The organism is Nocardia tengchongensis (assembly GCF_054781395.1).
Window position 1 is genome coordinate 178,754 of the sequence record NZ_BAAGUM010000019.1, and the last position, 15,181, is coordinate 193,934.

At 68.1% G+C, this 15,181-nt stretch carries 15 protein-coding genes; 5 read left to right on the forward strand and 10 right to left on the reverse strand.

Annotated elements, in window-relative coordinates:
* Positions 1–59: 59 nt before the first annotated feature.
* Positions 60–1,043 (forward strand): GlxA family transcriptional regulator, encoded by a 984-nt coding sequence (locus tag ACYVKL_RS36430; RefSeq protein ID WP_379172973.1) that lies wholly within the window; start codon positions 60–62, stop codon positions 1,041–1,043.
* On the forward strand, positions 1,040–1,783 hold the full coding sequence (locus ACYVKL_RS36435; protein ID WP_379172975.1) for a VOC family protein: 744 nt from the start codon (positions 1,040–1,042) through the stop codon (positions 1,781–1,783). The genes ACYVKL_RS36430 and ACYVKL_RS36435 overlap by 4 nt, the downstream gene beginning before the upstream one ends.
* A gap of 82 nt (positions 1,784–1,865) precedes the next feature.
* Here the strand turns inward: ACYVKL_RS36435 and ACYVKL_RS36440 are convergent, their stop codons facing one another.
* The 7 genes from ACYVKL_RS36440 to ACYVKL_RS36470 form a co-directional block, all read right to left on the reverse strand.
* Entirely contained in the window at positions 1,866–2,438 is a 573-nt protein-coding gene (locus tag ACYVKL_RS36440) for a F0F1 ATP synthase subunit B family protein (protein ID WP_379172976.1), read from the reverse strand.
* On the reverse strand, positions 2,435–2,941 hold the full coding sequence (locus ACYVKL_RS36445) for a F0F1 ATP synthase subunit B (protein WP_379172978.1): 507 nt from the start codon (positions 2,939–2,941) through the stop codon (positions 2,435–2,437). The genes ACYVKL_RS36440 and ACYVKL_RS36445 overlap by 4 nt, the downstream gene beginning before the upstream one ends.
* Before the next feature lie 8 nt (positions 2,942–2,949).
* Positions 2,950–3,207, reverse strand: coding sequence for a F0F1 ATP synthase subunit C (locus tag ACYVKL_RS36450; RefSeq protein ID WP_040810042.1), 258 nt, complete (start codon positions 3,205–3,207; stop codon positions 2,950–2,952).
* Between the two features lie 55 nt (positions 3,208–3,262).
* Positions 3,263–4,027, reverse strand: coding sequence for a F0F1 ATP synthase subunit A (atpB, locus tag ACYVKL_RS36455; protein WP_213556628.1), 765 nt, complete (start codon positions 4,025–4,027; stop codon positions 3,263–3,265).
* Positions 4,024–4,404, reverse strand: a complete 381-nt coding sequence (locus ACYVKL_RS36460; protein WP_246597935.1) for a hypothetical protein — start codon at positions 4,402–4,404, stop codon at positions 4,024–4,026. The genes atpB and ACYVKL_RS36460 overlap by 4 nt, the downstream gene beginning before the upstream one ends.
* Positions 4,405–4,567: 163 nt before the next feature.
* Positions 4,568–6,181, reverse strand: a complete 1,614-nt coding sequence (locus ACYVKL_RS36465) for a solute symporter family protein (protein ID WP_379172980.1) — start codon at positions 6,179–6,181, stop codon at positions 4,568–4,570.
* The gene (locus ACYVKL_RS36470; protein WP_379172982.1) at positions 6,178–6,516 is read right to left on the reverse strand and encodes a DUF485 domain-containing protein; all 339 of its coding nucleotides are present in this window, start codon (positions 6,514–6,516) and stop codon (positions 6,178–6,180) included. The genes ACYVKL_RS36465 and ACYVKL_RS36470 overlap by 4 nt, the downstream gene beginning before the upstream one ends.
* Before the next feature lie 234 nt (positions 6,517–6,750).
* Here ACYVKL_RS36470 and ACYVKL_RS36475 point away from each other — a divergent pair, with 234 nt between their 5' ends.
* Entirely contained in the window at positions 6,751–8,268 is a 1,518-nt protein-coding gene (locus ACYVKL_RS36475) for a DUF7782 domain-containing protein (RefSeq protein ID WP_379172984.1), read from the forward strand.
* Positions 8,269–8,700: 432 nt separating this feature from the next.
* Complete coding sequence (locus ACYVKL_RS36480) at positions 8,701–9,669, forward strand: sigma-70 family RNA polymerase sigma factor (RefSeq protein ID WP_213556631.1); 969 nt, start codon at positions 8,701–8,703, stop codon at positions 9,667–9,669.
* Between the two features lie 326 nt (positions 9,670–9,995).
* Here ACYVKL_RS36480 and ACYVKL_RS36485 read toward each other — a convergent pair whose 3' ends face one another.
* Positions 9,996–10,808, reverse strand: coding sequence for a helix-turn-helix domain-containing protein (locus ACYVKL_RS36485; protein ID WP_379172987.1), 813 nt, complete (start codon positions 10,806–10,808; stop codon positions 9,996–9,998).
* Between the two features lie 86 nt (positions 10,809–10,894).
* Between ACYVKL_RS36485 and ACYVKL_RS36490 the strand changes: the two genes are divergently transcribed.
* On the forward strand, positions 10,895–11,746 hold the full coding sequence (locus ACYVKL_RS36490; RefSeq protein WP_379172989.1) for an NAD(P)H-binding protein: 852 nt from the start codon (positions 10,895–10,897) through the stop codon (positions 11,744–11,746).
* A 45-nt stretch (positions 11,747–11,791) separates the two neighbouring features.
* Here ACYVKL_RS36490 and ACYVKL_RS36495 read toward each other — a convergent pair whose 3' ends face one another.
* Both ACYVKL_RS36495 and ppc read right to left on the reverse strand, forming a co-directional pair.
* Positions 11,792–12,265: a hypothetical protein gene (locus ACYVKL_RS36495; protein ID WP_379172991.1), complete on the reverse strand. Its 474-nt coding sequence runs from the start codon at positions 12,263–12,265 to the stop codon at positions 11,792–11,794.
* Between the two features lie 132 nt (positions 12,266–12,397).
* Positions 12,398–15,160: a phosphoenolpyruvate carboxylase gene (ppc, locus tag ACYVKL_RS36500; RefSeq protein ID WP_379172994.1), complete on the reverse strand. Its 2,763-nt coding sequence runs from the start codon at positions 15,158–15,160 to the stop codon at positions 12,398–12,400.
* Positions 15,161–15,181 lie beyond the last annotated feature (21 nt).

A 15,181-nucleotide genomic window follows, 5' to 3' on the forward strand; every position in this document is an offset into this window, starting at 1 on the left:
GAACGAGTGGCCTGAATGCCACAATGCGTCAAGATCTAGCCACCGTGAGAGGAGCAACCGTGCCGGCACCGCATCTCGTCGCCGTCCTCGTCCTGGAACCGGCGGTCGGGTTCGACATGACGATCCCGTCGATGGTGCTCGGCGCGGCCACCGACGAAGCCGGTGATCCGCTCTATGACGTGCGCATCTGCGGCCTCGGCCCCGGCCCCATCGAGGCCGTGGGCGGATACACCGTCATCCCCGGACACGGTCCGGAACTGCTGGCCCGCGCCGACACCGTGATCGTGCCGGGCACCCGCATCCCCGAGCCGCGACAGCTGGGCACCCTGCCGGCCACGCTCGCCGACGCCCTCGCCACCATCCGCCCCGACGCGCGCATCGTCTCCATCTGCACGGGCGCCTTCGTACTCGGCGCGGCAGGCCTGCTCGACGGCCGCCGTGCCACCACCCACTGGCGCTTCGCCGACCAGTTCCGCGCCCTCTACCCCGATGTCCGGCTCGACGAGAACCAGTTGTTCGTGCAGGACGGAAACCTCTGGTCCTCAGCGGGACTGGCGGCCGGGATCGACCTGTGCCTGCACCTGATCCGCACCGACCACGGCACCGCCGCCGCCAATGGCGCGGCCCGCTACTGCGTGGTGCCGCCGTGGCGGGAAGGCGGGCAATCGCAGTTCATCGAACGGCAGGTCCCCGAGGCGGGCAGCGACGGCACCGCACCCACCCGCCGCTGGGCGCTGCACCATCTCGACGACGAACTGGATCTGCATTCCCTTGCCGCGCACGCCCATATGAGCGTGCGCACCTTCACCCGCCGCTTCAAGGCCGAGACCGGGATGGCGCCGGGCGCATGGATCCTGCAGCAGCGCGTCCGCCACGCCCGGCACCTGCTCGAGACCACCGACCTGCCGGTCGACGAGGTGGCGCGCAGCGCGGGCATGGGCACCTCCGCCTCACTGCGCCACCACATGCGCCTGGAACTGGGCGTCCCGCCACTGACCTACCGCAAGACCTTCCGCAAACGCGAAACCCTGGAGACAGCATGACGATTCGCTGGGTGTGGGCCTTTCTCGACCGGCCCGCCACGGAATTCGACGACTGCGCCGAATTCTGGACCACCGTCACCGGCACCACCCCTTCGGCGCCGCGCGGTGAGCACGACGAATTCCTCACGCTGCTCCCGGCTTCCGGCGCGGCCACGCTCAAGATGCAGTCCGTCGGCGGCCCCGGCCGCGTCCACCTGGATCTCGACGTCGACAATGTCGTGGCCGCCACCGAACGCGCCGAGCGGCTCGGCGCCACCCTCGACGGGGACTACATCCTCACCGAACGGATCGGCTACGCCGTGCTGCGCTCCCCCGCCGGAATGCCGTTCTGCTTCACGCCGTTTCGCGACGCCAACGGCCCCCTCACCCCGACCGTCACCGGCCCCGGCGGTGACCGCAGCCGCCTCGATCAGATCTGCCTGGACATCGGCGACAGCGATTACGACACCGAGTCCCGTTTCTGGAGCGAACTGACCGGATGGGCTTGGAAGCCCACCAGCCTCCCGGAGTTCGCGCGCCTGTCCGCCCGCCCCAGCATCCCCCTGGACTTCCTGATGCAGCGCCTCGGCGAGAACCGGCCCGCCTCCGCGCATCCCGACATCGCCTGCACCGACATCGAGGCGACCGCCACCTGGCACGAGGAGCTGGGCGCGAGCCGCGTCGACAGCGGCAAGCACTGGCTCGTCATGGCGGACCCCTCCGGCCTGCCCTACTGCCTGACCAGCCGCCAACCGGCGTGAAACAACCCGGCACCCCGGAGCGAATCCGGGGTGCCGGGTTGATCGGTGATCAGGAACTCCGGAGAGCCCTACCGCGAGTCGGTCATTTCCGCTCGGTTTGCGGCAGCCGCCGCGCCTCGCCGGAATTGGCCAGGGCCTCCAGATCTTCGAGGAACCTCTCGATGCTGTCGGCCCGCGACTGCGGGGACCCGATCTGCTCGCGCACCTTCTCCTCGGTGAGCGCGAGCATGGCGGCCGCCAGATCCTGTTCCAGATCCCGGATCATCTGCCTGCGGTACTGCAGGATCTGATCGCGGCCCTGCTTGCGGACCCGCTCCACTTCGGCCGCCGCGGCCTCGCGCATCTGGAGAATGATGCGGTCGGCGTCGGCGCGAGCCTCCTCGCGCATGCGCTCGAGTTCGGCTTGGGCTTCGGCGACGGCATTGTCGTAGGCGGCTTTGGCGGTGGCCAGCCGGTCGGCCGCCGCGTCGCTCTCCTCGAGCTGCCGGCGGATCTGGTCCTGGGCGTTGTTCATGATCCGCTTCACCGGTGGCACAACGTATTTCACAACAAACCAGACGATGACACCGAAGCCGAACAGCTGGCTGAGAAAAACGGGCCAATCGAAGGTGATGTCGTAAATACCCTCGGCGAGATGGGTATCGGTGAGGATCATGCAGACCCCCTGCCTCTCTGCTGGCCCGCACTGGTCCGGGCACGATCGTTCCCGCCCAGGACCCGGCCGGCCAGGTCCTGAGCGAGTGGTTCGACGGCTTCGCGTAGTTCGGCGGCGACCTGGTCGGCCTCGGCGCGCAGGTGCGCCGTGGACTCGGCCACGATCTGGTCGGCCTCTTTCTGGGCCTCGCCGCGCATTTCGTCGAGTATGGCCCGTCCCTCGGCCCGTGCCTGGTTGCGGATGTCGGCCGCTTCCGCACGGGCCTTCTCGAGCGCGGACTCGTAGCGCGCCTCGGCTTCGGCGAAGGTTTCGCTGGCTTCCTTGGCGGTTGCCGTCGTGACCTCGACACGTGCCTCCCGCTCCGCCAGCACCTTCCGGATCGGCGGAACCACGAAGAACCAGATGACTGCGAGCACGATCAGGAAGATCAATAACTCGGCGACGAAGGTGCCGTTGGGAACCAGGAAGTTCCCCGCGGCCTCCACATCCGTTCTGGGAGACATGATGACGTCTACTTACCGGGAGTAGCGAATACGAACAATGCCATGAACGCTAGATTGATGAAGTATGCCGCTTCGACCAGACCGACGGTCAGGAAGAAGTTCACGCGCAGGCGGCCTTCCGCCTCCGGCTGCCGGGTGACGCCGTTGATCAACGCCGCGCCGGCCAGACCGTCACCGATGCCCGCGCCGATGGCACCGCCCGCCAGAATGATGCCGCCGCCGATGAGGGCGCCTTGGACGATACTCGCGGTTGCTGGGTCTGCCATTGTTCACTTCCTTTGTGAAAAAAAAATTGATGCAACGCTGAACGACTGCAGCCGCTCAGTGGTTTTCACTCTCCAGCGACATCGACTGGCTGAAGTAGAGGATGGTCAGCAGGGCGAAGATGAATGCCTGAATCGCTCCGACGAAAAGGTCGAAGAGTTTCCAGACGGCATTCGGACCCCAGCTGATCCAGAACGGGAACAACGTGATCACCGAAACCATGACGCCGCCCGCGAACATGTTGCCGAAAAGTCGCAACGAGAGCGACAACGGTTTGGCGATTTCCTCGACCACATTGATGAAAACCATGGGACCCCAGCCGGTGTGGCCCTTGAGCAACTGCTTCGCGTGCCCGCCCGGACCGCGCCGCCACGCGCCCGCGGCGTGATAGAGCAGGAACACGAACAGCGCGAGCGCCAGCGTGAAGTTGAAGTCCGACGCCGGCGGCGCGATCAATTCACCCGAACCGTACTGAACGGGCAAGACCGACAACCAGTTCGACAACAGGATGAAGGTGAACAGGGTGACCGCCAGCGGCAGCACGAACGGCGCGACCTTCATGCCGATGGCGGTCTCCACCTGGGAGCGCATCTGCACGGTGATGGTCTCGAAGAACAGCTGCACCCCGTTGGGCACCCCCGAGGTGATCTTCACCCGCAGGTAGAAGGCCAGCCCCAGCACGATCAGCGCGGCCACCGCGGTGGACACGATGGTGTCGACATTGAAGGTCATGCCCAGCAGGTGCGCCTGGGCGTGATCGCCGACGTGGATCTTGGCCTCACCCGAGGGTTCCTCGGCGGCCAGTATCGCGTAGATGCTCATGACTGCTGTCGAAGACCTTTCACCTCGGGCAGAGCGGTATGGAGAACCAGGATCAGCTGAAAGACCGCCAGCCCGAAGAAGATTCCGACGCCGTAGGGACGGGTCAGGAATGCCACCAGAATCGACAGTCCGGTCAGGATGATCAATCGGGACGCCGAAGACAGCGCCAATTTCTGTTTGCTGGGAGTTTCCGCATCAGTGATGCGCACGATGGACATCCAGGTGAGCCGGGCATTCACCCAGCCGAGCGTGAGACCGGTGGCCATGAAAACACCCAGCAACAATCGATCCAACGCACCCGTGACCATCAATGCCAGTACACCGAAAGCGATTGCAATTGCAGTCGCTCTCCGCATCCGGAGCTTGTTGAGGTCCAATACGACACCGCCTCGCCGTCATCCCACCTCGTAGTGGGGCCGTGCATGATCAATAGCATACACAGCCCAACCTCGTTGCGGGGCAGTATTTTTGATCTTCAAATTGTTGATCTTGAAATTCTGAAACGCTTTTCAGCGAACTTTCCGCCAATCAATTCGGACATCAGTGTTGCACAGCCTTTTCGGCTCCGACGCCGGTCAGAGACCGCACCTGCATCTCCGCGTACTTGCCGTCGTCGTGCTCCCTCGACAGCATGGTTCCCAGCCAGCCCAGAGCGAACGAAACCGGGATGGACACCAGGCCCGGGTTGGCGAGCGGGAACCAGTGGAAGTCATGGGATTTGATCATGGCGGTGGGCGCCCCGGAGACCGCCGGGGAGAACACGATCAGCACGATGGTGACGGCCAGTCCGCCGTAGATGCTCCAGAGTGCGCCGGCGGTGTTGAAGCGCCGCCAGAACAGTGAATACAAAATGGTCGGTAGGTTTGCTGAGGCCGCCACCGCGAACGCCAGCGCCACCAGAAACGCCACATTCTGATTCTTCGCCAGAATGCCGCCCACGATCGCCAGCGCCCCGATCACCACCGCGGTGATCCGCGCGACCCGCACCTCGCTGTCCTTGTTCTCGCCACTGCCGCGCTTGATGATGTTGGCGTACACGTCGTGCGCGAAGGACGCCGAAGCCGTGATCGTCAGCCCCGCGACCACCGCCAGAATCGTCGCGAACGCCACGGCCGCAACGAATCCCAGCAGCACCGGCCCACCCAGCTCCAACGCCAGCAGCGGCGCGGCGGCATTCTCCTTACCCGGCGCCTTGGCGATCTTCTCCGGCCCCACCAGCGCGCCCGCGCCGTAGCCGAGCACCAGCGTGAACAGGTAGAAGACCCCGATCAGCCCGATCGCCCACACCACCGACCGGCGCGCCTCCTTGGCCGTCGGCACCGTATAGAACCGCATCAGCACATGCGGCAGCCCGGCCGTCCCCAGCACCAGAGCCAGTGCGAGGGAAAGGAAGTCGAGCTTGCTGGTGCCGGTCTTGCCGTAGCGCACACCCGGCTCGAGCAGCTTGGCGCCGGTCTTGCCGCCGTGGTTCACCGCGTCCTGCAACAGGCTGGAGAAGTTGAAGTCGTAGCGGCCCAGCACCCACACGGTCATGGCCGCGGCCGCGCCGATCAGCAGCACCGCCTTCACGATCTGCACCCAGGTGGTGCCCTTCATCCCGCCCACCAGCACGTAGACGATCATGATCGCGCCGACCACCGCGATCACCAGATTCTGTCCCGCCGAACCGGACACGCCCAGCAGCAACGAGATCAGCACGCCCGCGCCCGCCATCTGCGCGAGCAGATAGAACAGACTCACCGCCAGCGTCGAGGTCGCGGCCGCCGCTCGCACCGGCCGCTGCCGCATACGGAAGGCCAGCACGTCACCGAGCGTGAATTTCCCTGTGTTGCGCAATAATTCGGCGACCAGCAGCAAAGCCACCAGCCACGCCACCAGGAATCCGATGGAATAGAGGAACCCGTCGTAGCCGTAGACCGCGATGGCCCCGGCGATGCCGAGGAAGCTGGCGGCGGACAGGTAGTCGCCGGAGATGGCGATGCCGTTCTGCGGGCCGGAGAAGGCGCGCCCGGCGGCGTAATAGTCCGCGGCCGTGCGGTTGTCGCGACTGGCCCACACCACGATCCCCAGGGTGATGGCGACGAAGATCGCGAAGATGGTGATGTTGAGGCCGGGACGGCTGCCCTCGACGGCGGCGGCCAGATAGGTGGTCATCGGGTCTCTCCTTCCAGTTCGGCGCGGATCCCCTCGGCGATCGGGTCGAGGGTGCGGTCGGCGTAGCGGACGTAGAGGCCGGTGATGACGAAGGTCGAGACGAACTGGAGCAGGCCGAAGATCAGGCCGACGGTGATGTTGCCGCCCACCTTGTGCGACATGAAGCCGTGCGCGTAGTCGGCGAGCAGCACGTACAGCGCGTACCAGGCCAGGAACAGGGCGGTCATGGGGAAGACGAAGCGGCGGAAGCGACGCCGCAGCCGCTGGAACTCGGGGCTGTCGAAGGCCTGGGGCCAGTCGGGATCCGGTCCGCCGGTCTGGGTTTCAGTTGTCAACTGCGATACCTCCTGGTGATGCCGGTCACAGTAGCAACGAAAGTGGTTGTGACAATGGCGAATAACCGCAGGTGAGATCATGAATTGATCGGAAAGTGAGCCGGGATTCGGGCCACTCGGCGGCCAGCAACCAACCGGTTTCTTCGGTTCCGGCCGCGCGCATCACCCGGCTCCGGACCGCCGAACCGGGCCCACCGCCGGATGCCCACAGCTAGCGGTGGCAGAGTTCCGGGCATGCCGACGAATCAGACGACCACCTCGTCCCTGCTCGCCGACCTCGCGCCCGACCTACGCGCGGCGCTGACCCGCGTCCGCTACGACGCGGACACCCTGCTGGAGGCGCTCGGCGACACCGCCCACGCCGCCCTCGGCCGCGGCGAACCCGTCCCCGTCCGGCGCGCGGCCGCCGAACTCGGCGACCTGGGCACCCTGGTGCGACTGCTGCTGCTCGGCGACCCGATCCCCGAACCCGAAGCGGCAGCGGCCCTTTCACCCGTGAGCATCGACCGCGCCGTCGCGGCCGGATTCCTCGAACAGGACGGCGACCAGGTCCGCGCCGCCCTGGACCTGCGGCCCATCGACCTCGGCCACGGCACCCGCTGGGTGCTGTCGGACCTCGACGACTCCATGCGCCGGCGCAGCCTCGACGCCGACCACGTGCTCGGCGTCGGCCAGGCCTCGCTGTCGCTGCTGCGCGCCACCCCGACCGCGAAGACCGGCACGGTGCTGGATCTGGGCACCGGCTGCGGCGTGCAGGCCGTGCACGCCGCCGCCTACGGGCGCACCGTCACCGGCACCGACGTGAACAAGCGCGCCATCTGGCTGGCCGAGGCCACCGCCGCGCTCAACGGCCTCGAGATCGAGCTGCTGGAAGGCTCCTGGTTCGAGCCGGTCGCGGGCCGCCGCTTCGATCAGGTGGTGGCCAATCCCCCGTTCGTGGTCGGGCCCGCCCGGGTCGAGCACACCTACCGGGACTCCGGCCTGGCCCTCGACGGCGCGAGCGAACTCGTCATCTCCGGCATCCCGGACCTGCTCGCGCCCGGCGGCACCGCCGCTCTGCTGGCGTCCTGGGTGCACCTCGAAGGCCAGGACTGGCGCAGCCGCGTCGCGAGCTGGCTGCCCGACCACGGCATCGACGCCTGGATCGTGCAGCGCGACGTCGCCGATCCGGCCCTCTACGTCGGAACCTGGCTGCGCGACGCCGGACTGGACCCGCGCGAGCCCGCCGCCCAGGCCCGCGCCGAACGCTGGCTCGACGCCTTCCGCGAATCCGGGGTCGAGGGCATCGGCTTCGGTTTCGTCTACCTGCGCGCCATCGACGGCCCGACCGAACTGCTCGCCGAGGACCTCACCCACGGCTTCGACGATCCGCTCGGCCCGGAGGCCCTGGCCTACTTCGAGCGCTCGGCGTGGCTGCGGGCCGCGGCCGCCGACCCGGACCTCATCCTCGACTCGCGCTACCGGGTCGATCCGGCCACCGCGCTCGAACGGGTCTACCTGCCCGGCGACGAGGGCTGGGCACAGGCGGTGGCCCGGCTGCACCGCGGCGACGGGCCGCGCTGGCAGCACGAGGTCGACGACACCACCGCGGCACTGCTGGCGGGCATGCGACCCGACGGCCTTCCGCTGCGGGAACTCGTCGAGCTGCTGGCCTTCAGCGAGACCGGGGACGCCGCGACCCCCGAATTCGAGACCGCGGTCATGACCGTGGTGGCCGGGCTGGTCCGCCACGGCCTCGTGCATCCCAGCTGAGAGCTTTCCTTCGACGGCCGCCGGGCATTCCCCGGCGGCCGTCGGCGTTTCCGCAGGAAACCGGCACTGACGGGCGGTGAGGTCAGTCACGATCACATGTCGCGCGGATACCGATCCGGTCGGAGGCGGGAATGCGGTCGAACCCCGTTTCGTTTTATCGCGTACTCGCTTGACGACACCCCGCGCAAGGCCCGTTCACACGTATTCGATTGTCGCGTCAGGAAGTTCGAGTTCGGCGATGGCAACCACCCGGACACCGAGGGGCCCTCCGCCGGAGGCGCGTGTTCCCGGCACCGCGCGCTTCTCAGGAACTTCTCAGCCGTGCGCCGTAAAAACCGCAGCTCAGATGCGGTTTACCGGGGCTCCGGCGGGGAACTTTCCTGAAGTCGGGCCCGTTGTACGGAGCGAGACACCACCGACAGGAGGCAAGTCATGACAAGCCCCGCCACCACTGACGTGCGCACCAGCGAACAAGACCTCGATGCCGCCAGCCCCGCCGCCGACCTGGTACGCGTGTACCTGAACGGGATCGGCAAGACGGCGCTGCTCACGGCGGCCGACGAGGTCGAGCTGGCCAAGCGCATCGAGGCGGGCCTCTACGCTCAGCACCTGCTGGAGACGAGCAAGCGATTGTCCGCCGCGAAGAAGAAGGATCTGGCGATCCTGGTTCGCGAAGGTCAGTCCGCCCGCCAGCATCTGCTCGAAGCGAACCTCCGCCTCGTGGTGTCGCTGGCCAAGCGCTACACCGGCCGCGGTATGCCGCTGCTGGACCTGATCCAGGAGGGCAACCTGGGTCTGATCCGCGCGATGGAGAAGTTCGACTACACCAAGGGCTTCAAGTTCTCGACCTACGCGACCTGGTGGATCCGTCAGGCCATCACCCGCGGCATGGCCGATCAGTCCCGCACCATCCGCCTCCCCGTCCACCTGGTCGAACAGGTGAACAAGCTGGCCCGCATCAAGCGTGAGCTGCACCAGCAGCTGGGCCGCGAGGCGACCGACGCGGAACTGTCGCGCGAGTCCGGCATTCCGGTCGACAAGATCGCCGATCTGCTCGACCACAGCCGCGACCCGGTATCGCTGGACATGCCCGTCGGCAATGACGAAGAGGCTCCCCTCGGCGACTTCATCGAGGACTCCGAGGCCACCTCCGCGGAGAGCGCGGTCATCGCGGGGTTGCTGCACCGCGACGTGCGCGTCGTGCTGGCCACCCTCGACGAGCGCGAACAGCAGGTCATCCGCCTGCGCTACGGCCTCGACGACGGCCAGCCCCGCACCCTGGATCAGATCGGCAAGCTCTTCGGGCTCTCCCGCGAGCGGGTTCGCCAGATCGAGCGCGAAGTCATGTCCAAGCTCCGCAAGGGCGAGCGCGCCGACCGCCTGCGCGCCTACGCCAGCTAGTCCCCGTAATTCCGACCCCGTGGAGCCGGTCCCCCTGCCCGGCTCCACCTCGGTCATCGGGCCATCTCGAGGCGCTGGCCCGATTCCGCCGGCCGATTCCGCTCCCCAGTCCGTCCCCTCCGGGCGAGCAGAGTCGGTCGGCGTTTCCGTGCCCGGCCCCGGGTCGCCACCGACCTGCGTGACGCTCCGCCGGGCGGCGCGTCTTCACCGGTAGCCTCGGCGACTCGCGCATCCGGCTCACCGCCGTCATCGAATCCCTCTGGCCCGCAGGCGAAACCCAGCCGCTGATCACCCTGCCCTGACCGGATTGCGCCGCTCGGATCGGGCTAGAACCGGGACAGGGTCTGGCACGGGGTCGGCGCCGGGATGTCGCCGCGGAAGTAGGCGGTCGGCGCGACGCCCATGAGCGAACGGAAATCCGCGCTCAGGTGGGACTGGTCGTAGTAGCCGGAGGTGTGTGCCACGTCCGACCACGGGGTGTTGCCCGCGGCGGCCAGGACCTGGCGCAGGCGGGTGATGCGGGCGTAGTGCTTGGGAGACAGGCCGATTCCGGCGGTGAACAGGTTGCGCAGCTGGCGTTCGGAGACGGCCAGGTCGGCGGCGAGATCGCCGATCGGAGCGGTCGTGTCCATGGCGGTCACCGCCGAATTCAGCAATCGGCGGTGGTCGCGGCGGACGGGGTCCTCGGTGAGCCGGTGCGGGAGTTCGGCTTCCAGGAAGGCCGTCACCTGCTCCGGGTCCAGCGCGAGCAGCGCGTCGGCGAGATCGCCCGCCGGACCGGGCAGCTCCGACAACAGCGCTACGCGATCGGTCAGCTCGGCGGCCGCGATACCCAGCAGCGGCTGCGACGCTCCGGGCGCGAGCCGGATCCGGGTGCAACCCGCGGGCTGTTCCGGGTGGGCGTAGGTGGCGCGGGTACGCGGGCCCAGCACCCAGGCGTCCCGGCGACCGGATTCCTCGCGGCGCAACACGATGGTGGTGGCCGCCTGCGGAATGTGGGTGAACGTCACCGGACCCGGCTCGACCGTGGGGATGTGGGCGATCTCGGTGATCCACGGCCGCAGCCCGGCGGACGGGGCGATGCGGCGCTCGAGGTCCTCGGCGGACATGGCGGGGGCCAGGGTTTGCGCGGTGGTCACCGAATCCACTCTAGGCAGCTTCCACGGCCCCGGCTGTGCCGGTTTTTCCTATGTCCCGGCCGGTGCGCGGCGGCAGGGTGATGGACATGATCGTTATCACCGGTGCCACGGGCACCATCGGCAGTGAAGTCGTCCGTCTGTTGTCCGAGCGGGGAGTGAAAGTCCGTGCGGTGAGCCGGGATCCGGAGCAGGCACGGGTGCCCGCCGGAGTCGAGGTGGTCCGCGGCGATTACGCCGATACCGAATCTCTGGCCGCGGCCTTCGCCGGCGCGGAGGCCGCGTTCCTGGTCGGATTGCTCGGTCCCGACTACGTGGAGCTGGATCGCGCCCTGGTCGCCGCGGCCCGCGACGCGGGAGTCCAGCGCCTGGTGAAGCTCTCCGCGATCGGCACCGGCGATCCGGAACTAGGTCGCGTCGGCACCTGGCACCTGCCCGGTGAGCAGGCGGTGCAGGACAGCGGGGTGGCGTGGACGATCCTGCGGCCCAGCAGTTTCGCCTCGAACACGCGCAGCTGGATCGCCCCGATCCGGGCCGGGCAACCGGTCCCGAACATGACCGGGACCGGAGCGCAGGGTGTGATCGATCCGCGCGATGTCGCGGCCGTGGCGGCGGAAGCACTGCTGTCGGACGAGCATTCGGGCCGGATCTACACTCTCACCGGCCCCGCGGCCCTCACCACCCACGAGCAGGCCGCCGCGCTCGCCGCCGCCCTGGATCGCCCGATCGCCGTCGCCGACATCCCGCTCGACGCGGCACGCGAATTCATGCTGGAGTCGGGCATGTCCGAGGAGTTCGCCGACGGCGCTCTCGCCGGTCAGGCGTTCGTCCGCGATGGCGGGAACGCTGTCGTCACCGGTGATGTCGAGCAGGTCCTCGGCCGCGCGCCCCGCGCGTACGCCGACTGGGTGCGCGACCACCGCACCGCCTTCACCGCCTGAGGGCCACGCCCCGACCGGGCGGAGGAGCGTTCCAGGACTCGACGGTCAGAAGTTGAGGTCACCGATGCCGATGCTGCCGCCGCCGCGGCAACCCGGAGCATCCGGAGTCGGCTTGGGCGTGCCTGCAGGCGCGGCGGCGACGGTGACGGTCTGCGAAACCGTCCTGCCGTACTGGGTGGCCGTAATCGTGTGGGTGCCGGCGGTGGTGGGCACCCACACGGCGCCGACACCCGAGGCGTCCATGCCGGGGAAGAATGCCTTGAAGCAAGTTCCGTTGTCGCTGAAGGTCACCTTCGACTGCGGGGTGTTCAGCAGTGAGCCGACGATCGACGCCTGAATTCCGGCCTGCGCACCGACGACATAGCCGCCGGCGGGCGGGAAGACCTCCATGCTCAGCATGCCGTCGGCGGAAGTGACCGGAGCCGCGGACGCGACCGCCGAGCCGGCCAGCATCGCCGCCACCATCACACTCGCTGCGCCCCAGCCGATCCCATGGCGGGACGTCGTACTCGCACTCATCTGAATCTCCTGTTCGTGGACCCCGCCTCCGGGGTTTCACGAACACTAACGTTCACAGAACGTGAAGCATGAGGATTCCATTTTGTTGGGCTGCCCCAGCTTTCCGGGGCAGCGGATCGGCGATCGGATCGGTTATCCCGAGTTGCGCAGGGCCGTGGCCAGGCCGTTCATGGTGAGCAGGATGCCGCGTTCGACGAGTTCGGAGGTGTCCCCCGCGCGGCGGCGGCGTAGCAGCTCGACCTGGAGTTGGTTGAGCGGTTCCAGGTAGGGGAAGCGGTTGTGAATGGACTCCGCCAGCGCCGGGTTGTCGGCGAGCAGTTCGTCGGCTCCGGTGATGGCGGCGTGCATCCGTGCGGTGCGGGCGAACTCGTCGCAGATCATCCTGAAGACGGTGTCGCGCAACGCCTCATCGGGGACGAGGTCGGCGTAGCGGGCGGCGATGTCCATGTCCGCCTTGGCCATCACCTGAGCCAGGTTGGACATGACCGTATTGAAGAACGGCCAGCGGCGGTACAGGTCGGAGAGGGTCGCCAGCCGTTCGGGGTCGTCGCCGACCCATTGCTCGAAAGCCGTTCCGGTGCCGTACCAGCCGGGCAGCATGACCCGGGATTGACTCCAGGCCATCACCCACGGGATGGCGCGCAGGTCGTAGACCGAGCCGGTGGGTTTGCGGGAGGCGGGGCGGCTGCCCAGATTCAGGTCCGCGACCTCCGCCACGGGGGTGGACGCCCGGAAGTATTCGACGAAGCCCGGCGTTTCGTGGACCAGCTTCGAGTACGCCACACGCGCGGATTCGGCCAGCTCGTCCAGGATTTCGTAGGCGGGCTCGGCATCGGCGCCCAGACCCTCCACGTCGAGCAGGGTCGATTCCAGCGTGCCCGCGACCAGTGCCTCCAAATTGCGGTAGGCGGTACCGGAATCGGCGTACTTGGTGGAGATCACCTCGCCCTGCTCGGTCAGGCGCAACGCGCCGCGCACCGCGCCGGCGGGTTGGGCCAGGATGGCGTCGTAGCTGCGGCCGCCGCCACGGCCGACGGTTCCGCCGCGACCATGGAAGAGCCGCAAGCGGATTCCGGTCTTGCGGGCCACCTCCACCAGATTCTGCTCTGCGCGGTAGAGCGCCCAGTTGGCGGCCAGATACCCGCCGTCCTTGTTGGAGTCCGAGTAGCCGAGCATCACCTCCTGCTGCATGCCGCGCGCGGCCACCAGTCGGTGATAGGCGGGCACCTCGAGAGCGGCGGCGAGGATGTCGGCGCCGTGGCGCAGGTCGTCGATCGTCTCGAACAGCGGCACCACCCCGACCGGACTCGACGGCGCGGTGTCCGCGTCACCCGGATCGAGAATTCCCGCCTCCTTCAACAACAATGCGGCCTCGAGCATGTCGCTGACCGAGGTGCACATGCTGATGATGTAGTTGGGCACCGTGTCCGGCCCCAGATCGTCGAGCGCCGTCCGGGCCGCGCGCACCACGCCCAGCTCCTTGGCTGCCAGCTCGCTCAACCGCGCGTTCGGACCGACGAGCGGACGGCGCGTGGTCAACTCGGCCGACAGCAGCGCCACGCGCTGGGTCTCGTCGAGTGCGGCGTAGTCGGAATGCACTCCGGCCCAGGCGAACAGCTCGGCCACCACCTGCTCATGGGTCTCGGAGTTCTGGCGCATGTCCAGGCCCTGCAGGTGAAAACCGAAGGTCTCCACGGCCGCTCGCAGGGTGGCCAGCTGGTCGTCGGCCAGCAGCCCGTCACCCGAGGCCCGCATGGACGCGTCGACCACGCCCAGATCGGCCAGCAGCTCCCCCGGACCGACGTAGGGCTGCGCGCCGGCATCGATACCGTCGGCGGGGATCTCGCCCAGCGCCCGCGCGGCGGTGGCGCTCAGCCGAGCCCGGATCGCGCGGACCGCGCGCCGGTAGGGCTCGTCGGCGCGCTGCGGCGACTCGTCGAATCCGGCGTCGGCCAAAGCCGACAGCTCCGGGGTCACCGGCACCAGCCGCGCCGACTGCGACAGCGTCTTCTCCAGTTCGACGAGCGCGCTCAGATACCGCTCGAAGGCCATCGCGCCCGCGCGGTGGGTGGCGCGGTGCACCACGTCGGCGGTCACGTTGGGGTTGCCGTCGCGGTCGCCGCCGATCCAGGAGCCGGGCCGCAGGATCGGCCGCGCCAGCAGGTCGTGGCCCGGCCAGCGGGACCGCAGCGCGGCCCGCACCTGGTCGTTTATGCGCGGGATGACATCGAACAAGGTCAGGTCGTAGTAGCGCAGGCCCACATCGATCTCGTCCTGAATCCGCAAGCGCGCCAACCGGATCAGCGCCGCCCGCCACAGTTGCAGCACCTGGCGGCGGATGTCGATCTCGAGTTCGGCGAACTCGGGCTCGTACTTGTTGTAGCGCTGGCGCTGCCGCATCAGCTCGGTGATGTGGCCCTGTACGTCGAAGATGGTGCGCCGGCGCGTCTCGGTCGGATGGGCGGTGATGACCGGCGACACCAGCGCGTCGGTGAGCAGGTCGGCGACCACCTCCCCATCGGGTCCGAAGTCGTCGAATTTGCGGTAGGTGGCGGCCAGGCTGGAGTCCTGGGGCGGCTCCCCCGCCGCGATGTGCACCGCGCGCCGGCGATCGCGTTGCAGGTCCTCGGCCAGATTGGCCAGCAGCAGGAAGTGGCTGAAGGCGCGGATCACCGGGATGGCGGTGCGGATGTCGACATCGCGGAGCATGTCGGCCACCGCACTGCGCTCGACCTCGGAACGGCGAATCCGGAACGCCTCCACCCGGACCCGCTCGATCAGGTCGAAGATCTCCGCGCCCTCGTGGTCGCGAATGGTATCGCCCAGGATTCCGCCGAGGAATCGGATGTCGTCGCGCAGTGGCGCGGTCGCTGTCTCGATCTGATTCGCCTGCACTACTTCACCTCTCCGACGTTC